Source organism: Pseudomonas sp. Sample_20, assembly GCF_004307585.1.
GTDB classification, from domain to species: Bacteria; Pseudomonadota; Gammaproteobacteria; order Pseudomonadales; family Pseudomonadaceae; genus Aquipseudomonas; species Aquipseudomonas atacamensis.
Genome location: NZ_RCOA01000014.1, coordinates 1 through 22,998 on the forward strand (window position 1 = coordinate 1; position 22,998 = coordinate 22,998).

20 protein-coding genes are annotated in these 22,998 nt (G+C 57.1%); 11 read left to right on the plus strand and 9 right to left on the minus strand.

Features of this window, described 5'->3' with window-relative positions:
- Window positions 1-101: 101 nt before the first annotated feature.
- The 6 genes from D8U70_RS01905 (at window position 102) to D8U70_RS01930 (ending at window position 6,379) form a co-directional block, all read left to right on the plus strand.
- Window positions 102-2,612 (plus strand): DUF637 domain-containing protein, encoded by a 2,511-nt coding sequence (locus tag D8U70_RS01905; protein ID WP_323168191.1) that lies wholly within the window; start codon window positions 102-104, stop codon window positions 2,610-2,612.
- Between the two features lie 9 nt (window positions 2,613-2,621).
- Window positions 2,622-3,248 (plus strand): hypothetical protein, encoded by a 627-nt coding sequence (locus tag D8U70_RS01910; RefSeq protein WP_016775043.1) that lies wholly within the window; start codon window positions 2,622-2,624, stop codon window positions 3,246-3,248.
- 876 nt (window positions 3,249-4,124) lie between these two features.
- Window positions 4,125-4,709: a hypothetical protein gene (locus D8U70_RS01915; RefSeq protein ID WP_125927943.1), complete on the plus strand. Its 585-nt coding sequence runs from the start codon at window positions 4,125-4,127 to the stop codon at window positions 4,707-4,709.
- 157 nt (window positions 4,710-4,866) lie between these two features.
- Window positions 4,867-5,322: an Imm42 family immunity protein gene (locus D8U70_RS01920; protein ID WP_125918453.1), complete on the plus strand. Its 456-nt coding sequence runs from the start codon at window positions 4,867-4,869 to the stop codon at window positions 5,320-5,322.
- 146 nt (window positions 5,323-5,468) lie between these two features.
- Window positions 5,469-6,011, plus strand: coding sequence for a hypothetical protein (locus tag D8U70_RS01925; RefSeq protein WP_125918489.1), 543 nt, complete (start codon window positions 5,469-5,471; stop codon window positions 6,009-6,011).
- Between the two features lie 5 nt (window positions 6,012-6,016).
- On the plus strand, window positions 6,017-6,379 hold the full coding sequence (locus D8U70_RS01930; RefSeq protein WP_125918454.1) for a hypothetical protein: 363 nt from the start codon (window positions 6,017-6,019) through the stop codon (window positions 6,377-6,379).
- A gap of 61 nt (window positions 6,380-6,440) precedes the next feature.
- On the opposite strand, the gene D8U70_RS01935 is transcribed toward D8U70_RS01930, so the two are convergent.
- A complete protein-coding gene (locus D8U70_RS01935; protein WP_122703996.1) occupies window positions 6,441-7,484 on the minus strand; it encodes an LLM class flavin-dependent oxidoreductase in 1,044 nt (347 codons plus the stop codon).
- Window positions 7,485-7,687: 203 nt separating this feature from the next.
- Between D8U70_RS01935 and D8U70_RS01940 the strand changes: the two genes are divergently transcribed.
- Window positions 7,688-9,634, plus strand: a complete 1,947-nt coding sequence (locus D8U70_RS01940) for a methyl-accepting chemotaxis protein (RefSeq protein ID WP_130928193.1) — start codon at window positions 7,688-7,690, stop codon at window positions 9,632-9,634.
- 79 nt (window positions 9,635-9,713) lie between these two features.
- On the opposite strand, the gene D8U70_RS01945 is transcribed toward D8U70_RS01940, so the two are convergent.
- Window positions 9,714-10,199 (minus strand): flavin reductase family protein, encoded by a 486-nt coding sequence (locus tag D8U70_RS01945; protein WP_016775037.1) that lies wholly within the window; start codon window positions 10,197-10,199, stop codon window positions 9,714-9,716.
- Window positions 10,200-10,522: 323 nt separating this feature from the next.
- Between D8U70_RS01945 and D8U70_RS01950 the strand changes: the two genes are divergently transcribed.
- Entirely contained in the window at window positions 10,523-11,929 is a 1,407-nt protein-coding gene (locus tag D8U70_RS01950) for a cytosine permease (protein WP_122746053.1), read from the plus strand.
- A 249-nt stretch (window positions 11,930-12,178) separates the two neighbouring features.
- Entirely contained in the window at window positions 12,179-13,279 is a 1,101-nt protein-coding gene (locus D8U70_RS01955; protein WP_071172722.1) for a polyamine ABC transporter substrate-binding protein, read from the plus strand.
- A 124-nt stretch (window positions 13,280-13,403) separates the two neighbouring features.
- Here the strand turns inward: D8U70_RS01955 and D8U70_RS01965 are convergent, their stop codons facing one another.
- The 3 genes from D8U70_RS01965 to D8U70_RS01975 form a co-directional block, all read right to left on the minus strand.
- A complete protein-coding gene (locus D8U70_RS01965; protein WP_130928194.1) occupies window positions 13,404-14,378 on the minus strand; it encodes a TerC family protein in 975 nt (324 codons plus the stop codon).
- A 242-nt stretch (window positions 14,379-14,620) separates the two neighbouring features.
- On the minus strand, window positions 14,621-15,085 hold the full coding sequence (locus D8U70_RS01970; RefSeq protein ID WP_073471142.1) for a hypothetical protein: 465 nt from the start codon (window positions 15,083-15,085) through the stop codon (window positions 14,621-14,623).
- Window positions 15,086-15,280: 195 nt separating this feature from the next.
- Window positions 15,281-16,069 (minus strand): helix-turn-helix transcriptional regulator, encoded by a 789-nt coding sequence (locus D8U70_RS01975; RefSeq protein WP_071172719.1) that lies wholly within the window; start codon window positions 16,067-16,069, stop codon window positions 15,281-15,283.
- An 82-nt stretch (window positions 16,070-16,151) separates the two neighbouring features.
- Between D8U70_RS01975 and D8U70_RS01980 the strand changes: the two genes are divergently transcribed.
- Window positions 16,152-17,156, plus strand: a complete 1,005-nt coding sequence (locus D8U70_RS01980; protein WP_130928195.1) for a bile acid:sodium symporter family protein — start codon at window positions 16,152-16,154, stop codon at window positions 17,154-17,156.
- Between the two features lie 7 nt (window positions 17,157-17,163).
- Here the strand turns inward: D8U70_RS01980 and D8U70_RS01985 are convergent, their stop codons facing one another.
- Window positions 17,164-17,766, minus strand: a complete 603-nt coding sequence (locus tag D8U70_RS01985) for a response regulator transcription factor (protein ID WP_130928196.1) — start codon at window positions 17,764-17,766, stop codon at window positions 17,164-17,166.
- A gap of 113 nt (window positions 17,767-17,879) precedes the next feature.
- Between D8U70_RS01985 and D8U70_RS01990 the strand changes: the two genes are divergently transcribed.
- Window positions 17,880-19,508 (plus strand): hybrid sensor histidine kinase/response regulator, encoded by a 1,629-nt coding sequence (locus D8U70_RS01990; protein ID WP_130928197.1) that lies wholly within the window; start codon window positions 17,880-17,882, stop codon window positions 19,506-19,508.
- A gap of 50 nt (window positions 19,509-19,558) precedes the next feature.
- Here D8U70_RS01990 and D8U70_RS01995 read toward each other — a convergent pair whose 3' ends face one another.
- The 3 genes from D8U70_RS01995 to D8U70_RS02005 form a co-directional block, all read right to left on the minus strand.
- Entirely contained in the window at window positions 19,559-20,167 is a 609-nt protein-coding gene (locus D8U70_RS01995) for a hypothetical protein (protein ID WP_177433934.1), read from the minus strand.
- Window positions 20,168-20,418: 251 nt separating this feature from the next.
- A complete protein-coding gene (locus tag D8U70_RS02000; protein WP_130928198.1) occupies window positions 20,419-21,591 on the minus strand; it encodes a cystathionine gamma-synthase in 1,173 nt (390 codons plus the stop codon).
- Window positions 21,588-22,964 carry a pyridoxal-phosphate dependent enzyme gene (locus D8U70_RS02005; RefSeq protein WP_122698092.1) on the minus strand — a complete coding sequence of 459 codons (1,377 nt, stop codon included), beginning with the start codon at window positions 22,962-22,964 and terminating at the stop codon, window positions 21,588-21,590. The genes D8U70_RS02000 and D8U70_RS02005 overlap by 4 nt, the downstream gene beginning before the upstream one ends.
- Window positions 22,965-22,998 lie beyond the last annotated feature (34 nt).

The window sequence follows — 22,998 nt, forward strand, 5'->3', positions numbered from 1 at the left end:
AGACCACCTTTCGAGAGACAAACGGGGACAGGCCACCTTCAAATTCGCGTCGAGCGTAAAAGCGGCGGTGACCTGCAGCTCGATGCCGTCGCAACATCTATTTGTCCTCGGCCGGAGATGAATACAACGTCGAAACCCATAGCAAGGACGGCAAGAAACGTGTCCATGAACAGGACGACCACACTGTTCAGAAAGCCGCCGAGTTCATCGCCGGCGGCGACGTAAAAACCAGTTCCGGCCGTGACACCACACTGGTCGCGAGCAAAATCAGCGCAGGCAATGAAGCCTACGTCTACGCCGGTAACGACCTCAATCTGCTGGCCGCGCAGAATAGGGACCACACGCTCTATGACATGAAGGAGAAGGGCGGTTTCGGCAACCTGAAACTCCAGCGCGACGAAGTCACCCAGGTCACCCACGTCGGCAGCGAAATCAAGACCGGCGGCAACCTGTCTCTGGTCAGCCTGGGCGACCAGCATTACCAGGTGGCCAAACTCGACAGCGGCAAGGACATCCTCCTCGACAGCGGCGGCGCCATCACCTTCGAAGGGGTGAAGGATCTGCATGACGAGAGCCATACCAAAACCAACAACAACGCCGCATGGGTCTCGGCCAAGGGTCGCGGCAACACCGACGAAACCCTGCGCCAGACGCAGATGATCGCCAAGGGCAACATCGTCCTGAAAGCGGTCGATGGGCTGAAGATTGATATCAAGGATGTGAGTCAGGAGTCCGTCAGCCAGACCATTGATGCGATGGTCAAGGCTGATCCGCAACTGGCGTGGTTGAAGGATGCGGAGGCTCGGGGAGATGTTGATTGGCGGCGCGTGAAGGAGATTCACGAGTCGTTTAAATACAGCAACTCGGGGCTTGGCCCGGCGTCCCAAATGATCATTGCGATCGTGATGGCTGCGGTTGTTGGACCGGCAGCTTTGACGGCGATGAGTGGGATGGGCACGTTCTGGGCGGCATCTTATGCTGCTGTAGCTACCGGAGCAGCGACAAATGCCGCCACCAGTTTTATCAATAACGGTGGCAACCTTGGCGCTGTATTCAAAGATGTAACGTCTTCTGATGCGCTGGCTGGCTATGTTATTTCAGGAGTAACTGCTGGCCTGACGGCGGGCTACTTCGACAGCATTCTCAAGACCACAACAAATCCGATAACCGGCCAAGTCATGACTGACTTGAGCAGTCTGGAAGGCATTGGCCGTTTCGCCGGTAACCAGCTGCTGCAGAACATGACTTCCACTGTTTTGGGCGCGACTTTCGGTCAGCACGCGGATTTCGGTAATGCGTTGACGGGCGCTCTGTTGAGTACTCTGAACGCCGCGGCATTCAATGCTGTAGGCGATTTTGCTGCTAAACAGGGCTGGAAAGACGGCAGTCTCGAAAAAATCGCATTGCACGCGGTTGTTGGAGGGTTGCTGACTGAAGCTGCGGGTGGCGATTTCAAAACGGGTGCATTGGCGGCGGGTGCAAATGAGGCTCTGGTTACACAGTTGGCGACGCTGGTCAAGAACGACAGCAACCTGTTGTCGATGTCCTCCCAACTAGTGGGTATCGCTGCGGCAGCCGTAAGCGACGGTAACCTTCAAGAGGGCGCGACTATTGCGAAGGACGCTACTAACTACAACTACCTTATGCACCACGAAATCGTGGAAATGCTGGATGAGCAGGCAAAATGCGCATCCGAGACGTGCAAAGCAGAAGTGCGAGAGCGTTATGCCAATCTGGATGAGCAGCGAAATGCGGAGTTGGGTAGCCTCTGTCAGAAAAACTTGAGTGCCTGCAAGCAGCTTTCGGATCAGCTCCTAGCCGATCAGCCAAAAATTCGCGAACTGGCAGAGCAGCTGAGGCTCAGTGGGGATATATGTGCAGCTGCAAACGTAGGCTGGATCATTACGGAGAATAACCAAACTGCGCAAAACACGATCATCAGAGAGATTGTAGTTCAGCGTGATGGTGAAAGCGCCGCGTTTTGGGCAGATGCCGCAGGCGTAGCCGCAGATGTCGCGGGCGGTGGTAAACCGGGCGGTAGCAAAGGAACGACCAAAAACAGCGCTTCTCATTCACCAGATGTCGACGGTAATCTTGGTGGGTCTGGAGGCGTAAAGGGCGCGGGTGATATTGTTGTGCGCAGCGATGACGATTTCAGTGCCACCGTGAATGGAAACGGAAAACCGAAAGCGCATCTTAACGAAAATGGCGATTTAGTTCCGCCAAATATAGACGGGACCGGTAGCGTTCAATCACATGTACGCGGTGGTAACGCTGAAAACTCGCCGTATATTTCTGTTACCGACCCGAGCACAACGTCAAACCCAAAAGATTACGGTACGAACAAAATTGAGATTGACGTAAAAAGATTGCAACAGGACATTGATTCCGGTGTATTGCCAAACACTAAATTTTTGACAAATCAGGAAGTGACAACGGAGTTGCAGACGAAAGTCGATGCGGCGCGTGATAAATTTACGAACAATCCCACGCCAAAAAATCAAACCTCATTAGACAGAGCAGAGACAGATTTGGCAAGCGCTGCGAGGGATGGGGAATGTTTGATCAAAGGTTGTGTTCCGGCTGACTACATTAAACCGGTGAAAAAATAGGTGAAGGCGATGGATCCCAAAACATACGAACTGCTCAATGGTATTCCGGAACACGCCGATTACGCTGTGGAGGCGGGTGACCTTGACCGAGAAGACATTTCAGAAGAAAGAATGGCCGCAGTGAGGCAACTGCTCAACAGTGGGAATGAAATGGAGCGTTTTCAGGCTTCTAAACTTCTCACCAGCTGGGGCGTCCATAACGGCTTGATAGTGCTGGAAGAATATATGCGTCGCCCAGAGATTATTGAGGGTATTTATACCCATAGACTCCATGGGTACGATGATACATATCGGCATATATTGATGGCAGTGACGATGTATTTCGCAAATGCCGCTGAGGTCAGTGGAAAGGAATTAGCGAGGCGTCAGGTATATGATGTGCTTTCAAAAATAATCGCTCTGGCCAACGAGAGGCCTTTTGAAATATCGGAAATATATTCTTTCGTGCATCGTGAAAAGTATTCAGAGTACCTACCGCTGCTGAAGCAGCATTTGATCGCAATGGTTGAACATCCGGAACTTCATCGGTGGAAAATCAAGGATGCCATTGGTTTGATAATGGAATTTGACGCTGATTTTGTCAGAGCCTTATTGTCTGAGAAAAATAAAATTCTGGAAAATTTTGTGAAAAAATAAAAAATCAAATTTTCTGTGAAAAAGAATAGGTGGGGGTAGGTCACGTTTAGAAAACACTCTAAAAACTTGGTCTGTCCCCATTTCTCACTATTGAAGGCGGGTCTGACATTTATAATCATTTTTTTGGGGCGGTAGCCCGTCTAATTACAACCCGGTGAAGGACGCATTTTCCTACATTCCCGGAGGGTATGGCCCTGCAGTATATAGTGGCGGGGATCTTGTGTTTTCAGTTGGAGCAGGTTTTGTAAAAGTATCTTTGAAAGTCATCGCTGCGGATGGCCTCAGGTGAACTTCCTTGTTTGGTGTGACTGTGGTGCGAAATAAAAAATATTGTGCTTTAGCTGATTATGTACTTAAGTCTGGCAGGGTTCGTTTGGACTGTATTCATGACGATTACTTTAGTTATGGTTTTCTTGTTGATGGCTGTTATGTATTTGTTTTTTGAACCGGATTTTGAAATGGTGTTTAAATAGTTGTGCCTGCCGTTGTCTATTCTCATGTCTGTATATTGGGCTTCCAGCAAACTTTCAAAAATCAAAGATTATGTTGAAGGGGCGTAAAGGGGCGGAACACGAGGCTGATCGAGCATTGGTTAGCTCGCTCCCTGGTTACTTGTCTCGATGACTTACGTTAGATAAAATGATTGATGATTTTTCATGAGTGTCTTTAAGACTTAGAGTCAGAAGTGGTTGACCAGATTAGTGCCGCGACCAATGGAAGTAATGTTTTTGGCGGCCCAAAGTTTGCTGTTGAAGTCGAGGCAATGATCGGTCGTCGTGTGCAGCGAGGGAGCCCGGGACGGCCGAAAAAATCTACCATTTAGTAAAAGGTGGGCTGTCCCCCTTTTTCCCAAGAAGAATTTTTAGAGTTTAAGAAATGACCATTGATCAAGAAGTTTTTGATGACCTGTGGGACGGCAAAAAAAGTATCGGTTTTTTTGTTCAGTCAGCTCAGTGCTACTGGGTTGTTGATGAAAAACGTAATTTTACGCTTGACGTTGACAAGAGTCTTAGAGCGTCATTGAGTAACGGAACTATGACGCAAGAGCAATACGAACGATCCTGCCTGAAATTCAGGAATGGAATCTTGAAGATGACAGCTGAGAACTTTCCTTCGTATCTTCAAGGGCCGAGTGTGAAGATTTTGTTGTCTTCCGAATTGCAAGGCTTTATTGGGGCTGAGTCGGATGTTTTCGAAAGAATTGAAAACTACTATCTCACAGGCGAAGGTCTGGATTCGGAATTGTTCAAAAATGCAAATGTCATACGCTCGCGGCTTCCTCTGTTTTACGTGAATTTTGATCGAAAGATTTTCATGCATGTGGATGACGGTCGATTTCATGAGGAGTATGTGCATCCGGGTTGGATTGCTGAATCTAGCGATTTCAGCTACTTGATTCCGTCACGAGAAAAGTATTGGGTGGATGCAGGTAAAGATTTTTGGAAAGTCCGTTTTTTATAAACTAAATGCTGATATTTAATATATTGGAGGGTAAATTGGCGCAGGCCACCTTTGAATCACCTTTCAATTCGTGTCGAACGTAAAAAAAGCGAAAAAAAGGGGACCGTCCCCTTTTGTCACCGGCGGCGGTACAAAAGGCGCTAGGAGTAACATTGAAATGATTTACGGCGATCCGTTTATATTCTCAATTCAGTTTGATGTAGTGAGGGATTGGACTGATTCAAGTTGTTTCTGGGTAAACGGCTTGTTTTCGTTGTTTGTTGGTGGGGAAAGGCTCCTTGATGTCGTGGATGTCGTCGAACTTAAAACTGCCGTGAACTTCTACGCAAAAATGGAATTTGAAAATATAGAGGAGGGCGATTCAGCGATTTCTGCAAAAGAATTATTTGCTTCCGCGCATCGTTATTTCTTCAAAGGGGAGTCCGCCATTTTAGAAGGCGTGCAAGATATGACGTGCACCTTCTTGGGGGACGCCGGTCTGTTTATTTATTTTCAAAAAACGGAGCATGCGGACAGGCTGGTCTGGAGTAAAGACTTTGGCAACCTTGTCCATGAGGCGTTGCTGCCTCGGGGGGCAGTGAATGGCGTAATTGAAGGTATTGATGAATTTTAGAGTTCGCAGCGGCATGGATGGGCAGAATGTCCTGATGTTCAAGTCCATTACTGTCTTTTGACTTTATTTAATGGTGGTTGTAGCGGGGCAGGTTTGTTGAGCCCGACAAATCTGGCCGCTACTCTTTGAAAGGGTAATAAAAATTGATTAAACCCGGACTTTTGCTGCCTTTTGTTTTCCTGATTGCAGGCTGCCATTCCAACGTCAGAGACTCTTCCCCCAGTCTTTTAAAGGAGGGTGTCCAACTTCAGCAAAAAACGGTAACACCAGATGCACAACACGCCAAAATCATCATGAAAGCGACAGGTTACACATACCCTGTCGAGTTCTCGGTTCGCCAGGCTTCAGATCCCGATCGGCGAATGGAAGTGCTGGGTACTGTGGTGGATTCCGGGCGGGGCAAGGTATTCGGCTGGATCGCCAAAGTCAGCGAAGCGGCCAATAGCGCCACGTTCAAGCACTTCCCTCAGTTGGAAACGCAAGCCAATGCCGACGAACCTTTCGAGGTGTCGGGGCGTTCCAACGGCATGGGCACTGGCAATACTTATAGCTGCGGGCCGCTGAACAGTACTTTTACCCCGGAGCGAAGCAAGGTCTACCTGGTGGAGTTTCAGTTTGTTGGGCAGGCTTGCGAGCAGCATGTTTACGATGTCACCCGGCCGGGTCAGCGTAGCCTCATCGGAACCTGAGCCATTTGAAATTAAATATTCATTTCCCTGACAACCTGATCTCCGATGACTTGCTCAGACAGCAACGGATTCCGTGTATTTGCAAGGTTTCAACGCAATTCGAAATTTCCTTCTCGGATACAGTCCCTGAATCATCCGGGATCGTATCGGGCTGGAGTCGTGAGGAACTGGAACGACGTGCGGTCGCCGGGGCGGGTGGTCAATACACCCACTATGCCAATGGTCTGATTACCTTGGGTAAAATTAGCGAAGGCTTGTACCAGATCATTGATCTTGAAATGTTCTACCGAAGTTTTGGTTGGTGCGCCGTTTTCCGAGATGGCCAATACGCACCCGCTGGCAATTTTTGGGACGACGAGCCGACGTAAAACTAAAACGCCCCGAACTCTGCCGGGGCGTTTTAATTTACCGGGCCGAGCCAGTAGGGGGTTACCGAAACGCCGGCACCACATCCCTGATAAACAACTCCAGCGATTTCTTCTTCTCTTCATGCGGCAAGCTGTTATCACACCAGAAACTGAACTCATCCACCCCCAGTTCCTGGTAGTACTTGATCCGCGGAATGATCTCTTCCGGCGTGCCGATCATCGCGGTCTTGTGCAGGCTTTCCAGCTCAAACTCCGGACGTCCGGCAAACTTCTCTTCCGGGCTCGGCGCGAGGAAGCCATTGACCGGTGTCTGCTTGTTACCGAACCACGCATCAAAGGTGCGATAGAAACGTGAGATCGCTTTCGCGCCGACTTTCCAGCCGTCCGGGTCGTCGGCGGTGTGCACGTGGGTGTGGCGCAGTACCATCAATTGCGGACGCGGCACGTCTGGGTTGTTGTCCAGCGCGGTCTGGAATTTGTTCTTCAGGTCGAGGACTTCTTCGTCGCCTTTCATCAATGGCGTGACCATGACGTTGCAGCCGTTGGCCACGGCGAAGTTGTGCGAGTCGGGGTCGCGGGCGGCGATCCACATGGGTGGGTTGGGCTTCTGGATCGGCTTCGGCACGCTGGTGGAGGTGGGGAATTTCCAGATGTCGCCGTCGTGGGCGTAGTCGCCTTGCCACAGGGCGCGGACCACCGGGACCATTTCGCGCAGGGCCTGGCCGCCGCTGGAGGCGGGCATGCCGCCGGCCATTCGGTCAAATTCAACTTGATAGGCGCCGCGTGCGAGGCCGACTTCCATGCGGCCGTTGCTGATCACGTCGAGCAGGGCGCATTCGCCGGCGACGCGTAGCGGGTGCCAGAACGGCGCGATGATGGTGCCGGCGCCGAGGTGGATGGTGGTGGTTTTCGCTGCGAGGTAGGCCAGCAGCGGCATCGGGCTTGGGGAGATGGTGTATTCCATGGCGTGGTGTTCGCCGATCCACACGGTGCTGAAACCGCCAGCCTCGGCCATCAGGGTCAGTTCGGTCAGGTCTTCGAACAGTTGGCGGTGGCTGACGCTTTCGTCCCAGCGTTCCATGTGTACGAACAGGGAAAATTTCATGACGCTACCTCGAGTCTTTTGTAATTGGCCGGTCGTGTGCGGGCCTGTCGAACTGACGTGAGCGCTGTGCGCTCGCGAGTCTTCTCACCATTCAGGCACGCCTTCGAGGACGGCTGTTCGGTTGATTGAATATTGGTATACCATAATACGGAATATCCGCAAAATATTTCTGACCGACACTTCGAACAAGGAAGGCGCAAGCAATGAACATAAAACAAAAACTGACTCTGGCGTTTGCGGTAATCGCCAGCCTGCCGGTGTTACTGGTGGCAGCGCTGATCATCCTCAATGTCCGCGAGGGCGCGCGCGACACCTTTACTGACAGCACCGGGCGCGAGGTGCGTCAGGTGGAAAACGCGATGCAGCTGTTTTTCGAGGGCATCAGCCAGAACGTTGCTTATCTGGCCGAGCATCCGCAACTGCAGAGCATCGACACCAGCCTTAAACGCTACCTGAGCAGCGACGCTGCGCAAGTGCCGATGGGGCCGCAGGATCAACAGCTGTTCAAGCTGTTCGACGGTCTGGCCAAGGCGCACCCGGCTTACACCTATCTATCTGTCGGCACCGAGCAAGGCGGTTATCTGTTCTGGCCGGGCGATGCGCAACTGGCCAACTACGATCCGCGCACCCGGCCCTGGTACAAAACCGCGATGGCCAATCCCGGCAAAACCCTGCGCACCGAGGCCTATTACTGGGCGGCGGATGACGTGGTGCTGGTGAGCACCGTACGCAGTTTCAACAACCAGTTGGGCAGCAATGCTGGCGTGGTCAATATCGATGTGTCGCTCAAGCAGTTGACCGACCTGGTCAAGCAGATCCGCCTCGGCGAGAGCGGTTATCTGATGTTGATGGAAGCCAACAACACCGTGCTGGTGGACCCAAGCGATCCGGCGCACAACTTCAAGAAACTCAGCGATCTCGGCGACGGTTATCAGCAACTGGCCGAGGCGGGCAAAGGGCTGGTCGAGGTGCAACTGGCCGGCGAGGATTACATGGCGCTGGTCTGGCCCTCGCAGGCGTTGGGCTGGCGGTTTGTCGGCTTGGTCAAGGCGAGCGAAGTGATGGCCGGGGCGACGCATTTGACCTGGCTGATCGGCGCGATCGCTGTGGTTTGCGCACTGTTGTTTGCAATGGCCGGCGCGTGGTTTGCCGGGTTGATGGTCAAGCCGATTCGTGGTGTCGCCAGCGGACTCGAAGGCATTGCCCAGGGCGAGGGCGATCTGACTGCGCGACTGGAAGTGCGCGGGCAGGATGAAACCGCGCAACTGGCCGGCTGGTTCAATCAGTTTCTGGAAGCGATTCGTACGTTGATTCAGCGCATCGGCCAGGCAGCGGGGCAGATTCACAGCAGCTCTGGCAGCGCCACTGAAGTCTCGGCGGAAATGGCCGATGTCGCTTCGCGTCAGCGTGAGGCGGTGGACATGGTTTCTACGGCGTTTCACGAAATGGTCGCCACTTCCAACGAGGTTGCGCGCTCGTGCAGTCAGGCGGCCGACTCGGCAGACAACGGTCAGCGTCAGGCTCACATCGGGCAGCAGCAGATCGACGCGGCGGTGAGCAACGTCGGGCGCTTGAGTCAGGAGATCGGCCACAGTGCCGAGTCGATGCAGCAACTGGAGCAGGACAGCAACGACATCCAGTCGATCCTCGGCACCATCCGCTCGATTGCCGAGCAGACCAATCTGCTCGCGCTCAACGCCGCCATTGAGGCCGCGCGCGCTGGTGAACAGGGCAGGGGCTTTGCCGTGGTCGCTGATGAAGTCCGGGCGCTGGCCAAACGTACCTCGGATTCCACCGGTGAGATTGACGCACTGCTCGGCAATCTGGCGCGGCGCACCCACCAGATGGGCAAGCAGATGCACGCCAGCCTTGAGGTGTCACAGGAAACCGTGGTGTCGATCAACGAGGCACGGGCGAGTTTTGAGTTGATCCGTGAATCGGTCGACGTGATCCGCGACATGAACACGCAGATCGCCACGGCGGCGGAGGAACAGCATCAGGTGGCGGAGGACATCAATCGGCACATCAGCCAGATTCATGGCGATGCGCAGTTGGTGGCGAGCCTGGCGGATTCGACTCGGCAGGATGCGCAGAACCTGACGGCGTTGTCGCAGACGTTGAATCAGTTGGTGAGCCGGTTTAGGACCTGAAACGGTCGCCCAGGCAACACCAAAACCTGTGGGAGCGAGCAGGCTCGCTCCCACATGGGATATCCGAGATCTGGTGAAATCACGCCACAACCGGCAACGCACCCATCTTGCCGTGGCAATACACCAGCGGCCCGGCGACCTGCTCGGGGACGATCAGGTTCTTCACCGCGCCGACCATGATCGCGTGGTCGCCACCTTCGTATTCACGCCACAACTCGCACTCGATCACCGCCGTCGCATTGGCGAGGATCGGGTTGCCCAGTTCGCTCAAAGTCCACTCGATGCCCTGCGCCTTGTCCTTGCCTTTGCGGGCGAAGGCATAGGCCTCGCTTTGCTGCACGCTGGACAACAGGTGAATCGCAAAGCGTTTGTTCTTGATCAGCACGGGATAAGAGTCGGAGCTGTAATTGGGGCAGAACAGCACCAGCGCCGGGTCCATCGACAACGAGCTGAACGCGCTGGCGGTCAGGCCGACGATCTGGCCGTCGTCGTCCAGCGTGGTGATGACGGTGACGCCGGACGGGAACGAGCCCATGACTTGTTTGTAAATGGCAGCATCGATCATTGGGTGGTCCTCGAGTGGTGTGACGCGGTTTTTATGGTTTGCAGGTCTGATGGTATACCGTAATACATATCTTGCAAGAGCTTTTCTGGTGAACCGATAAACGTGCCACTTTCGTCGGAAACTCAGTGTTTACGGGGCTTTCAGCTAGCCGGTCAGGGGTGGGATCAGCGAGGATAGCGGATCAGACAGCGACAGAATCAGCGGATCAGGCTTGTGCAAAGTTTGGAATACCATAATATGGTCTGCATCTGAGGGGCGACCCAAGAGTCCTCCCGGTTTGGCTTCATACAAAGATAAAAACAGACAAACTCGAGTTCATGCATATGTCCCAGATGTCCCGGCAAGATCCGTTGATCGAGAATCATACGGTCGATTACGTCCCACTCGCGGAACGCCACGGGAAGGCCCGCGATCTGTTCACTCTTTGGTTCAGCACCAACATCGCGCCACTGCCCATCGTCACCGGCGCCATGGTGGTTCAGGTGTTCCACCTCAATCTGTTCTGGGGGCTGCTGGCGATTGCCCTGGGGCACATGATCGGCGGCGTGGTGATTGCGCTGGCCTCGGCGCAGGGCCCGCGCATGGGCATTCCGCAAATGGTCCAGAGTCGCGGTCAGTTCGGCCGCTATGGCGCGCTGCTGATCGTGTTCTTCGCAGCGCTCATCTACATCGGTTTCTTCATTTCCAACATCGTGCTGGCCGGCAAATCCATCGTCGGCATTGCCCCGTCAGTGCCGGCACCGCTGAGCATTCTGATCGGCGCGCTGGCCGCCACGGCGATCGGTGTGATCGGCTACAACTTCATCCATACGCTCAACCGCATCGGCACCTGGGTGATGGGCGGCGCGTTGCTCGCCGGGTTCATCTACATCTTCGCCCATGACTTGCCGGCGGACTTCCTGACGCGCGGCAGTTTCAATCTCTCCGGTTGGCTGGCGACGGTGTCGCTAGGGATCATCTGGCAGATCAGCTTCTCGCCGTACGTCTCCGACTATTCGCGATATCTGCCAGCAGACATCGGTATCGCCAAACCCTTCTGGGCGACGTATCTGGGCGCGACGCTGGGCACGATTCTGTCGTTCAGTTTCGGCGCGGTGGCGGTACTGGCGACGCCGGAAGGCACTGAAGCGATGGCGGCGGTCAAGCAGTCCACCGGCTGGCTGGGGCCGATTCTGATGGTGCTGTTTCTGCTCAACATCATCAGCCACAACGCGCTGAATCTGTACGGCGCGGTGTTGTCGATCATCACCTCGATCCAGACTTTCGCCAGCCAGTGGACGCCGAGCATCAAAGTGCGCGTGGTGCTGTCGAGCGTGATCCTGGCGGGATGCTGTGTGGTCGCCCTTGGCGCTTCGGCAGATTTCATTTCCGAATTCATCGGGCTGATTCTGGCGCTGTTGTTGGTGTTGGTGCCGTGGGCGTCGATCAACCTGATCGACTTCTACCTGATCAAGCGCGGTAACTACGACATCACCTCGATCTTCCGCGCTGACGGCGGGATCTACGGGCGCTTCAACCTGCACGCGATCATTGCCTACTTCATCGGCATCATCGTGCAGTTGCCGTTTGCCAACACCTCGCTGTACGTCGGGCCCTACGCCAATCTGGTGGAAGGTGCCGACCTGTCGTGGCTGGTTGGCCTGGTGGTCACCGTGCCGTTGTATTACTGCCTGGCAACTCGCGGTCAGGCGCAGCAGAGCAGGGCGGCCAGACTCGGCTATACCGACTGATCCCAACGGCAACACAGCAATGCCCGGCCCAGCGCCGGGCATTTTTGTTTGCGTATCTCGGCGGTCAAGCAAATTGGCCATATCGATCCCCTTTTGGCCTGCCGCCTACTGTCATCGCGCTACGCTGTCAGCAAGAATCGAAACCATAACAACAGGCTCGACCTTTTTTGCCCTTGGCTATCGTTACAGCCACTGCCGTGTACAGAACATAAAAACCATCGATCTCACGTCGCATTCGGGGAAACAACCATGGTCACGATCAAACGCATTCTGGGCGCCACCGTGTGGGGCCTGACGCTGCTGGCCAGCGCCGTCCAGGCCGAGCAGCGCGAACTGCGGGTGTACAACTGGGCGGATTACATTCTGCCGTCAGTGCCCAAGGACTTCGCCGAGCAAAGCAAGATCAAAGTGACCTGGGACACCTTCGACACCAACGAATCCCTGGAAGCCAAACTGCTCACCGGCAACTCCGGTTACGACCTGGTAGTGCCGTCCAATCAGTTCATCGAAACCCAGATCAAGGCCGGCGTGTTCCAGAAACTCGACAAGTCGAAATTGCCGAACTGGCAGCACCAGGATCCGGCGTTGCTCAAGTTGCTCGACGCCAACGACCCCGGCAACCAGTACGGCGTGCCATACATGTACGGCACCGTGCTGATCGGCTTCAACCCGGCCAAGGTCAAGGCTGCCCTGGGCGACAACGCGCCGGTGGACAGTTGGGATCTGGTGTTCAAGCCCGAGAACATGGAAAAGCTCAAGGCCTGTGGCGTGGCGATGCTCGATTCGCCGTCGGAAATCCTGCCGCTGGCCCTGCATTACCTCGGCCTCGATCCGAACAGCCAGAACCCGGCGGACTATGAAAAGGCCAAGGCCTTGATGATGAAGATTCGCCCGTACGTGACCTACTTCAACTCGGCCAAGTACATGACCGACATCGCCAACGGCGACATCTGCGTGGCGATCGGTTATTCCGGCAGCTTCTACCAGTTCGGCAATCGCGCTAAAGAAGCGGGCAACGGCGTGGTGGTCGACTGGCGTCTGCCGAAGGAGGGCGCGCCGATCTGGTTCGACACCTTCGCCATTCCGAAGAGCGCGAAGAACGTCGCCGAGGCCCACGAATTCCTCAACCACTTGCTCGACCCGAAAGTGATCGCACCGATCAGCGATTTCCTTGGTTACCCGAATGCTAACAAGGACTCGATGCCGCTGGTCAACAAGGACATCACCGACAACCCCAACCTGACCCCGACCAGCGAAGCGCTGAAAACCCTGTATGTGGTGCAGCCGTTGCCGCAGAAAATGGAGCGGGTGCGCACGCGGGTGTGGACGAGTATCAAGTCCGATAAATAAGAGCACCGCACTTCAAATGTGGGAGCGAGCCTGCTCGCGAAAGCGGGGTGTCATTCAACTTCTACGTTGAATGATCCGGCGTATTCGCGAGCAGGCTCGCTCCCTCAGGTGGGGTTGGGTGGTGTCATTCGGTGCGGCGTTCAGCCTCGCGGGTCGTCACCAGGCTCAACAGCACCGACCCGAGAATCACCGTCCCGACGATTGCCAGCGACCATTCCACCGGCATGTGGAACCACGGCATCAGCACCATCTTGCCGCCGATGAACACCAGCACGATCGCCAGCCCGTATTTGAGCAGGTGAAAGCGATCAGCCATGTCCGCCAGCAGGAAGTACAGCGCGCGCAGACCCATGATCGCGAAGATGTTCGAAGTGAAAACAATGAACGGGTCGGTGGTGACGGCGAAGATCGCTGGAATGCTGTCGACCGCGAACATCAGGTCGCTGGCCTCGATCAGCACCAGCACGAGGAACATCGGTGTTGCCCAGCGCACGCCGTTCTGCAGGATGAAAAACTTCTCGCCATGAAAGCCACTGGTGATGCGCATATGCCCGCGCACCCAACGCAATAACGGATTCTTTTCCAGATCCGGTTGATGATCAGCGAACACCAGCATCTTGATCCCGGTGATGATCAGGAACACACCGAAGGCATACAGCAGCCATTCGAACTGCGACACCAGCCACACACCGGCAAAAATCATGATCGCGCGCATCACAATCGCGCCGAGCACGCCGTACAGCAGCACCCGCCGCTGCAATTCCGGCGGTACGGCGAAGTAGCTGAAGATCATCACGAAGATGAACATGTTGTCGATCGACAGCGACTGCTCAATCAGATAGCCGGTGAGGAATTCCAAGGTTTTCTGCCGGGCGATTTCACCGCCGAATTCACCGTGCAGATACCACCAGAGCAACCCGGCAAAACTCAGCGCCAACAGGCACCAGGCAACCACCCAGGCCGACGCTTCCCGCACCGAAACCCGGTGCGCCTTGCGCCCGCCGAAGACAAACAAGTCCAGGGCCAGCATGGCCAGAACGAAGACGATGAAGGCGCCCCACATCCAGGGTTCGCCGATATTGATGTTCGTGGCAGGCATGGCACGCTCCCCTGTCTTTGGTTTGAATTGAATCAGACGGGGGCCATGCTAGCGACGCATTTGTGGCAAAGAAAAATCGTTTATTTCTGAGGGTTGGTTCGAGAAAAACGAAGTGTCCTACCTCGGGGCACTTTGGCATTTCATTGGAGCATTCCTGCATCGAAAGTACCGCTGATTGGCGAATCCAACTTCCAGCGATACCGCATCACAGAATTCAGGTTGATATCGAGGGGATATATGGATCAAAGCTCTCCCGTTGCCAGCAGGAATATATCTGCAGTGACCGTGTAGGGGGTTGATTCATAAACGATCTCGAACTCGAGAGTTGCTTTAACTGATTTCCGGCTGTCGTCTACATCGTAAGTAACATTACCTCCCTTGACGCTAACTCCGTAGACCATAAAAACAACTGAATGCTTGCCGGGGCCATAATCCTCGAGTTTATACGTGCCGCTTTTAAGCTCCCGTGGAGTAAGTAATGTCAACTGGTAGAAGTTCTGCGAGGTTTGATGGCGCCCAATGATGCTGCGCGAGTCTTCTGTGAAGGAGGCGTACCAGGTATGCGTTGTTTCAAACTTTTTAAGGGGCGGAAAATTTTCTGGGAACGTTACGTCGAAGCGCTCGCCTGCGGCGATCTTGTGCGGCAGATCCTGTGGCTTGTCTTCGCTGTCGAGTCCAAGTTTTTTGTTCTTGGTCAGGTCGGTCATGATCGAATCTCCTGATAAAAATGCGTTCCGTTTTTTTGGCAAACCGGCTTTTCCGCCGGTTGGGAGATTCAATTTACGCTTCGGTTTGTGTGCTAACTACTGACAGACCTGACAGGCGCAAAATTTTGATGAATATGGTAGCGAAGTGTCGGGCGATGAGTTCCCTCGTATACAAACAGGCCATTGGCACATGCCTCAGCGGAAAAACTCCCCCGGCGTCTCGCCAAACTGCTGACGAAACGCTGCGATAAACGCCGATGTCGAGTCGTATCCACAAGCCAGCGCAACGTCGGTCACACGCTCGCCTTTTTCCAGCGGGGTCAGGGCGCCGAGCAAGCGCAAGCGCTGGCGCCAGGCGCGGAAGGTCAGGCCGGTGTCGCGCAAAAACAGCCGCGTCAGAGTCTTTTCGGTGACACCGAATTTTTCGCTCCAGTGGCTCAGCGTGGTCTGCTGCTCCGGGTGTTGCTCCAGGCTCTGATAGATCTGCTTCAGGCGCGGGTCTTGCGGGAGCGGCAGCATCAAGTCGATGGTCGGCGCGTCGGCCAATTGATCAAGGATCACCTGGGCCAAGCGTCCGTCAGGGCCGCTTTCGTCGTATTCCACTGGCACCTGACTGAAGGCGCGAATCAACTCCCTGAGCAAATCGCTGACGCCGAGCACATGGCAATGTTCAGCCGCCCAACCGGTGACGCTGCTGTCGATGTACAGGCTGCGCATTTCCGTATGCGGTGCGCTGAACACCCGGTGCGGCACGCCGGCCGGAATCCACACCGCACGCTCCGGCGGCGCGACGAATCGGCCGGCGCTGGTCTGCACTTCGAGCACGCCTTGAATCGCGTAGGACAACTGCACCCACGGATGACTGTGGCGGCGGGTGAGGGCGCGATTGGGCAGCGATTCGGTGCGTCCGTACACGGGGCGCGGCAGGCTGGGCAACCCGGGAACACTGCGGCGAACGCTTTTGCTATGTCCTTTAGGCGGCATCTTGCGGCTCTTCGGCGTTAGTCGGTAATTGCCAGTCACGTTAGAGTCGTCGGCACGCACTGGCAACCCCCGGATGAATCTCATGACGCGCCCACGTTTTCTGCCCGATAACTTCACGCTGACCTTGATCGGCGTCGTCCTGCTGGCCAGCTTCCTGCCGGCCAGCGGCCAGGTCGCGGTCGGCTTCGGCTGGCTGACCAACATCGCCATCGCCCTGCTGTTTTTCCTGCACGGCGCCAAGCTGTCGCGCGAATCGATCATCGCCGGCGCCGGCCACTGGCGTCTGCATCTGCTGGTGTTCGGGCTGACCTTCGTGCTCTTCCCGATTCTCGGTCTGGCGCTCAAACCACTGTTGTCACCGCTGATCGGTGATCAGCTGTACATGGGCATGCTCTACCTCTGCGCGTTGCCCGCCACCGTGCAGTCGGCGATCGCGTTCACTTCGCTGGCGCGGGGCAATATTCCGGCGGCGATCTGCAGTGCAGCGGCGTCCAGCCTGTTCGGGATTTTTCTCACGCCGCTGCTGGTGACGCTTCTGCTCAACGTCCACGGCGACGGCGACGGCGGCTCGACGCTCGATGCGATCGTCAAAATCAGTGTGCAATTGCTCCTGCCATTTATTGCCGGGCAGATCGCCCGCCGCTGGATCGGCGCGTGGGTAGGGCGCAACAAGAACTGGCTGAAATTCGTCGATCAGGGCTCGATTCTGCTGGTGGTGTACGGCGCATTCAGCGAGGCGGTCAACGAAGGCATCTGGCAGCAGATTCCGTTGTTCGAGTTGCTCGGTCTGGTCGTGGTCTGCTGCATCCTGCTGACGTTGGTTCTGGTGGCATCAATTCTGTTGAGCAAAGCCCTCGGCTTCAATCAGGAAGACCGCATCACCATCCTCTTCTGCGGCTCGAAAAAGAGCCTGGCGACCGGCGTGCCGATGGCGCAGGTGTTGTTCGCCGGCAGCACCATCGGCGTGCTGATTCTGCCGCTGATGCTGTTTCACCAGATTCAGCTGATGGTCTGCGCGGTATTGGCCCAGCGCTATGCGAAACGACCGGAGTCGGTGCCGGATCTGATGGCGCAGGTTGATCCGTAAAAGCGCTTCACAGCCCCGAATACTTGACCGCCGCTGCCGCCCGCGTCGGCACATCCAGCGTGCGCAGCAACGAAGACACATGGATGCGTACCGTGAACGGGGAGATATCCAGTTCACGGGCAATTTCCTTGTTGGTCTTGCCTTGCGCGATCAAACGCAGCACGTCCTGCTGACGCGGCGTCAGCGTCGTCGCGGTTTCCAGCGGCAAGAGGCCGGACGGCGCCGACTTCACCAACACCTCGCCTTCACGAATGGCCAGAATCGCCTGGCCGATTTCATCCGGCGCAATGTTCTTGCCGATAAAACCGTCAATGCCCGCCGCCATGACTTCACTGATCAGCGCCTGATCGTCAACCATCGACACCACGATCAGCGTGGTGCGCGGCAACTGTCGGCGCAAGTCGGTGAGTTGAGTGATGCAGGTCAGCCCGGGAAAACGCAGATCGAGCATCAGCGTGTCCGGCTCGTTGTCCTGTGGCAGCAGCTCAAGCACGGCGTCGAAGTCGCCGGCCTCACAGATATTCGCTTCGGGCAGCAAGCGCTGCACGGTGCGCAGCATTGCCTCGCGAAACAGTGGGTGATCGTCGGCTATGATGATCCGGCACGTCATGATGCGACCCTCCCTGGGTCAGGCGTGATTCAAGGCCTGCACCTTAGCACTGGACGCGAAGGTTGCCTGTAGGCTGCTTCCGAAACTGCAATCGCTGCACAAGGACGTTTCCCATGAAGTTCGAGAAAAACACCGAACTCGACCAAGCCAATCTGCGCATCATCATCGCTGCCATTGCGGTGGTTTACATGGTCGTGCTGGTCTTTCTACCGGGCCATCGCTTCGAGACCTACCTGCCCGTCATCACCTATATCAGCCTGTTCCTGCTGGCGTCGATCGTGTTTCGGCAAGCCATTGCGCGTTGGCCCGGGCATTATCCGGCGCGGCGGATTTTCGCCATGGTCCACGATTACACCGGCACCTGTTTCGGGCTGGTGATCGGCGGCGAGGCAGCGTTGCCGCTGTATGCGGTGATGGTCTGGGTCAATCTCGGCAACGGCATGCGCTACGGCTCGCGCTATCTGGCGATTGCCACCGGCCTTGCATTGGTGGCGCTGCTGGTGGTCTATCGCTTGACGCCGTATTGGCAGGCGCAGCCGTTCATGGTGTTGATGCTGCTGATCACCAGCACGGTGATTCCGTTTTATGCGCACTTGCTGCTTGAGCGCACGCGCAAGGCGTCGGAAGAAGCGCTGGCGGCTAATCTGGAAAAGTCGCGGTTTCTGGCGCAGGCCAGTCATGACTTGCGTCAGCCGATTCATTCCATCGGTCTGTTTACCGCGTGTCTGCGAGAGTCGCGCCTGGGCGATGACGAGCGGCGGCTGGTCGATAACATCGACCGCTCACTGCTCAACGTCTCGCAATTGTTCCGCTCGATTCTCGACCTCTACACCCTCGATAACGGTCGGGTCGAAGCGAAAATGCAAACGCTGAATCTTGGTGAATGGCTTGCGGACATCGTCTGCCAACATCAGGAAGCGGCCCGTTGGGCGGGGGTCGAGCTGCGCCTGCGACCGTGCAACTACTGGGTCAGAACCGACCCGGCGCTGCTCGCGACCATGGTGCAGAACGTGCTCTCCAACTGCTTCAAATACGGCGCGCAGCGGCCGGTGCTGATTGGCGTGCGTAAACGCGGGGCAGGGTTGGCCATCGTCATCCATGACCGTGGCAACGGCATTGCCGAAGAGCATTTGCACAAGGTTTTCGAGGAGTTTTATCGCGTGCGGCAAGTGCGCGACAAAGATGTCGAGGGCGTCGGGCTGGGCCTGTCGATCATCAAGCGTCTTGGTGAACTGATCGATGTGCACGTTGCTCTGCGTTCACGGTTGGGACGCGGCACCGCTGTGACGCTTGCGGGGTTGCCGATCGTGGCCGCGCCGCAGTCACCGGTGGTTCGCAGTGAAGCGCGGCAGGTGGGTTTGTTGACCGGGCTGAAGGTGTGTCTGGTCGAGGATGACCGCAACGTGCTGCTGGCGACTTCAGCTTTGCTTGAGCGCTGGGGCTGCGTGGTGCAGGCCGAGTCGTCGGCTGAAGATCTGGTCACCGACTGCGACATCATCGTCGCCGACTATGACCTCGGCACCCACGCCACTGGCATCGAATGCATTGACGAAGTGCGCAGGCGGCGCGGTTGGGCGGTGCCGGCAATGATCATCACCGGGCATGACGTCGAGAAAATTCAGGCTGCCTTGCATGACCGGCAGATTGCGATTCTGTCGAAACCTGTGCGGCCGGCCGAGTTACGCGCGACGTTGCGCGCCCTGCGTGATCGACAAGGCGCAGCGGTTGAACAGATGCTGTAAAGGCCGATGTAAACGGGCGGCTCAGGAGCTCGCCCGTTATTTCGCGGCGATTATTGTGGGCTGTTGAACTGGTCGGAATAGCTGCCGGTCATCAGCGCCGATGCCACGCGATCAGAACCGACTCCGACCCGGGAGTAGGCCACTCGGTTAACGCCGGTGCGGTCGGCCCCATCCGCTGCCAATGCTCCGGCACCGACACGATCAGCGCCATCGGCAGCCACTGCGCCGGCACCGACACGATCAGCACCATCGGCAGCCACCGCGCCGGCACCGACACGATCAGCGCCATCGGCAGCCACCGCGCCGGCACCGACACGATCAGCGCCATCGGCAGCCACTGCGCCGGCACCGACGCGATCAGCACCATCGGCAGCCACTGCCCCGGCACCGACGCGATCAGCACCATCGGCAGCGACTGCACCTGCGCCGACACGATCAGCGCCATCGGCAGCCACCGCGCCGGCACCGACACGATCGGCGCCATCGGCAGCCACTGCGCCGGCACCGACGCGATCAGCGCCATCGGCAGCCACCGCGCCGGCGCCAACATGATCAGCCCCATCCGAAGCCAACGCCTGCGGTTGCGCCGCCAAGACATTCGGCACCACAACGCTGGCCGCTACCGCAAGAAGCACGCCTGACAACAACTTGTATTTCATGGTTTTCTCCACGACCCAGCAGCCATACAGCGATCAATCGCGCGCGATGCATACAAACGCCACGACTCATTGGCTTGGGTTTTACCTGGTTGGCGAAAGGCACGGGCACACCGAGCGGCGTGCGGGTGTCGAGATAATCCTGATCGAGCCGATTGAGTATAGGATCGGCCTCGGGAACTGCCACGGCGGGGAGATCGACGGACAAAAAAAGACGAAGCCCGCATTGCGCGGGCTTCTTGGTGTGGAGCTGTTTACATTCTTGCCAGTGCCTGAGCCAGATCGGCACGCAAGTCTTCAACGTCTTCAACTCCGACCGACAACCGCACCAAGCCATCGCCAATACCAAGCTTGGCGCGGGTTTCCGGCGGAATCGTCGCGTGGGTCATAATCGCCGGATGTTCGATCAGGCTCTCCACACCGCCCAGACTTTCCGCCAGTGCAAAGATCTGCACGTTCTCGAGAAAGCGCCGCGCACCGGCCAGGTCGCTGTTCAGGTCGACAGAAATCATCCCGCCAAAACCACGCATCTGCCGCTTGGCCAGTTCGTGCTGTGGATGCGAGGTCAGGCCCGGATAGTAGACGCGCTTGACCTGCGGCTGCTGTTCCAGCCACTGCGCCAGGTCCAGGGCGTTGCTGCAATGGCGCTCCATGCGCAGCGCCAAAGTCTTCACCCCGCGCAAGGTGAGGAATGCATCGAACGGCCCGGAAATCGCCCCGACGGCGTTTTGCAGGAAGCCGAGTTTTTCCGCCAGTTCGGCGTTCTGCCCGACCACGGCAATACCGCCGATCACGTCGGAGTGGCCGTTGAGGTATTTGGTGGTCGAGTGCAGGACGATGTCGAAACCCAGCTCCAGTGGGCGCTGGATGTACGGGCTGGCGAAGGTATTGTCGGCCACGCAAATGATCCCGCGCGCGCGGCAGATGCGCGCAATGGCGGCCAGATCCGACAGGCTCAGCAGCGGGTTGGTCGGGGTTTCGACCATGACCATGCGCGTGTCGTCCTGCAGCGAGGCTTCGAACGCCGACAGATCGGTCAGGTCGACGAAGCTGAAACGGTGCCCGGCGCTGCGCTGGCGGACCTTGTCGAACAGGCGGAATGTGCCGCCGTACAAGTCATTGCCGGAGACGATGTGTGAGCCGGCGTCGAGTAGTTCCAATACCGTGGAAATCGCCGCCAGCCCCGAGGCGAAGGCGAACGCGCGGGTGCCGCCTTCGAGGTCGGCGACGCAGCGCTCCAGCGCGAAGCGCGTCGGGTTGTGTGAGCGGCCGTAGTCGAACCCCTTGTGCACGCCGGGGCTGTCTTGCAGGTAAGTGGAGTTGGCATAGATCGGCGGCATCAGCGCGCCGGTGGTCGGGTCCGGCTCTTGCCCGGCGTGGATCACCCGGGTGGCAAAGCCTTGGGATTTGGCGTCGTGCTGACTCATGCAAGGGATCTCCGTAATTGGTTGAGCATGTCGGTGCGGGTGATCAGGCCATGGAAGCCGGAGGCGTCGGCGATGATCGCGACGAGGCCACGGCTGAGCACCGATTCCAGCTCGGCCAGGCTCGCAGCCGGGGCGAGGGTTTGCAGTTTGTCGGTCATCACGCTGGACACCGACTGGCTGAAGCGCGCGGCATCTTCGTGGACGCCGAGGAGGATGTCGGACTCGTCGATCACGCCCACCAGTTGCTTGCCTTCGACCAGCACCGGCAGTTGCGAAACGTCCGCCAGACGCATGCGCTGGAACGCGGTGAGCAGGGTGTCATCGGGGCCGACGCTGATCACTCGGCCATCCTCGAAACGCCTTGCGATCAAGTCGCGCAGGTCGCCATAACCCTTGCGTTGCAACAGGCCTTGATCGGTCATCCACTGGTCGTTGTAAACCTTCGACAGGTACCGCGTGCCGGTGTCGCAGACGAAGCTGACCACGCGTTTCGGCTCGGTCTGTTCGCGGCAATAACGCAGCGCGGCAGCGAACAGGGTGCCGGTCGATGAGCCGCCGAGAATGCCCTCGGCCTTGAGCAACTGGCGCGCGTGATCGAAGCTTTCCGCGTCGCTGATCGAGTAGGCGTGACGCACGCTGGAGAGGTCGGTGATCGACGGAATGAAGTCTTCGCCGATGCCCTCGACCGCCCACGAACCGGGCGTCGGCAAGGTTCCGTCGCGGCTGTATTGCGCCATCACCGAGCCGACCGGATCGGCGAGGACCATTTCCAGATCCGGTTGCACGCGCTTGAAGAAACGGCTCAGCCCGGTCAGCGTGCCGGCCGATCCCACGCCGACGACGATGGCGTCCAGATCATGTTCGGTCTGCGCCCAGATTTCCGGCGCGGTGCTGCATTCATGGGCCAGCGGGTTGGCGGGATTGTTGAATTGGTCGGCGAAAAACGCGCCGGGAATGTCCTTGGCCAAGCGGGCGGCGACGTCCTGGTAATATTCGGGATGGCCCTTGCCGACGTCAGAACGAGTGATGTGCACTTCGGCGCCCATGGCCTTCAAGTGCAGGACTTTCTCGGTGGACATCTTGTCCGGCACCACCAGCACCACACGATAGCCTTTCGCTCGGCCGACCAGCGCCAGACCCAGACCGGTATTGCCGGCAGTGGCCTCGACAATCGTCCCGCCCGGTTGCAGGCGACCGTCACGTTCGGCAGCGTCGATCATCGCCAGACCGATACGGTCTTTGATCGAGCCGCCGGGGTTCTGCGATTCAAGTTTGAGAAACAGCGTGCAGGGTCCGGTATCGAAGCGGGTGACCTGCACCAGCGGAGTATTGCCTATCAGCCCAAGCACGGCAGGGCGTGATTCCTTCGACATTTCTTCACCTCTTTATGGTGTTGATCGCGTTCCA

Excerpts from the sequence above, each read along its gene's own strand:
- D8U70_RS01915 (WP_125927943.1), top strand. The coding sequence starts at position 4,125 with ATGACCATTGATCAAGAAGTTTTTGATGACCTGTGGGACGGCAAAAAA.
- D8U70_RS01950 (WP_122746053.1), top strand. The coding sequence starts at position 10,523 with ATGTCCCAGATGTCCCGGCAAGATCCGTTGATCGAGAATCATACGGTC.
- D8U70_RS01970 (WP_073471142.1), bottom strand. The coding sequence starts at position 15,085 with ATGACCGACCTGACCAAGAACAAAAAACTTGGACTCGACAGCGAAGAC.
- D8U70_RS02005 (WP_122698092.1), bottom strand. The coding sequence starts at position 22,964 with ATGTCGAAGGAATCACGCCCTGCCGTGCTTGGGCTGATAGGCAATACT.
- D8U70_RS01935 (WP_122703996.1), bottom strand. The coding sequence starts at position 7,484 with ATGAAATTTTCCCTGTTCGTACACATGGAACGCTGGGACGAAAGCGTC.
- D8U70_RS01955 (WP_071172722.1), top strand. The coding sequence starts at position 12,179 with ATGGTCACGATCAAACGCATTCTGGGCGCCACCGTGTGGGGCCTGACG.
- D8U70_RS01910 (WP_016775043.1), top strand. The coding sequence starts at position 2,622 with ATGGATCCCAAAACATACGAACTGCTCAATGGTATTCCGGAACACGCC.
- D8U70_RS01990 (WP_130928197.1), top strand. The coding sequence starts at position 17,880 with ATGAAGTTCGAGAAAAACACCGAACTCGACCAAGCCAATCTGCGCATC.
- D8U70_RS02000 (WP_130928198.1), bottom strand. The coding sequence starts at position 21,591 with ATGAGTCAGCACGACGCCAAATCCCAAGGCTTTGCCACCCGGGTGATC.
- D8U70_RS01945 (WP_016775037.1), bottom strand. The coding sequence starts at position 10,199 with ATGATCGATGCTGCCATTTACAAACAAGTCATGGGCTCGTTCCCGTCC.
- D8U70_RS01980 (WP_130928195.1), top strand. The coding sequence starts at position 16,152 with ATGACGCGCCCACGTTTTCTGCCCGATAACTTCACGCTGACCTTGATC.
- D8U70_RS01965 (WP_130928194.1), bottom strand. The coding sequence starts at position 14,378 with ATGCCTGCCACGAACATCAATATCGGCGAACCCTGGATGTGGGGCGCC.
- D8U70_RS01995 (WP_177433934.1), bottom strand. The coding sequence starts at position 20,167 with ATGAAATACAAGTTGTTGTCAGGCGTGCTTCTTGCGGTAGCGGCCAGC.
- D8U70_RS01975 (WP_071172719.1), bottom strand. The coding sequence starts at position 16,069 with ATGCCGCCTAAAGGACATAGCAAAAGCGTTCGCCGCAGTGTTCCCGGG.
- D8U70_RS01985 (WP_130928196.1), bottom strand. The coding sequence starts at position 17,766 with ATGACGTGCCGGATCATCATAGCCGACGATCACCCACTGTTTCGCGAG.
- D8U70_RS01940 (WP_130928193.1), top strand. The coding sequence starts at position 7,688 with ATGAACATAAAACAAAAACTGACTCTGGCGTTTGCGGTAATCGCCAGC.
- D8U70_RS01920 (WP_125918453.1), top strand. The coding sequence starts at position 4,867 with ATGATTTACGGCGATCCGTTTATATTCTCAATTCAGTTTGATGTAGTG.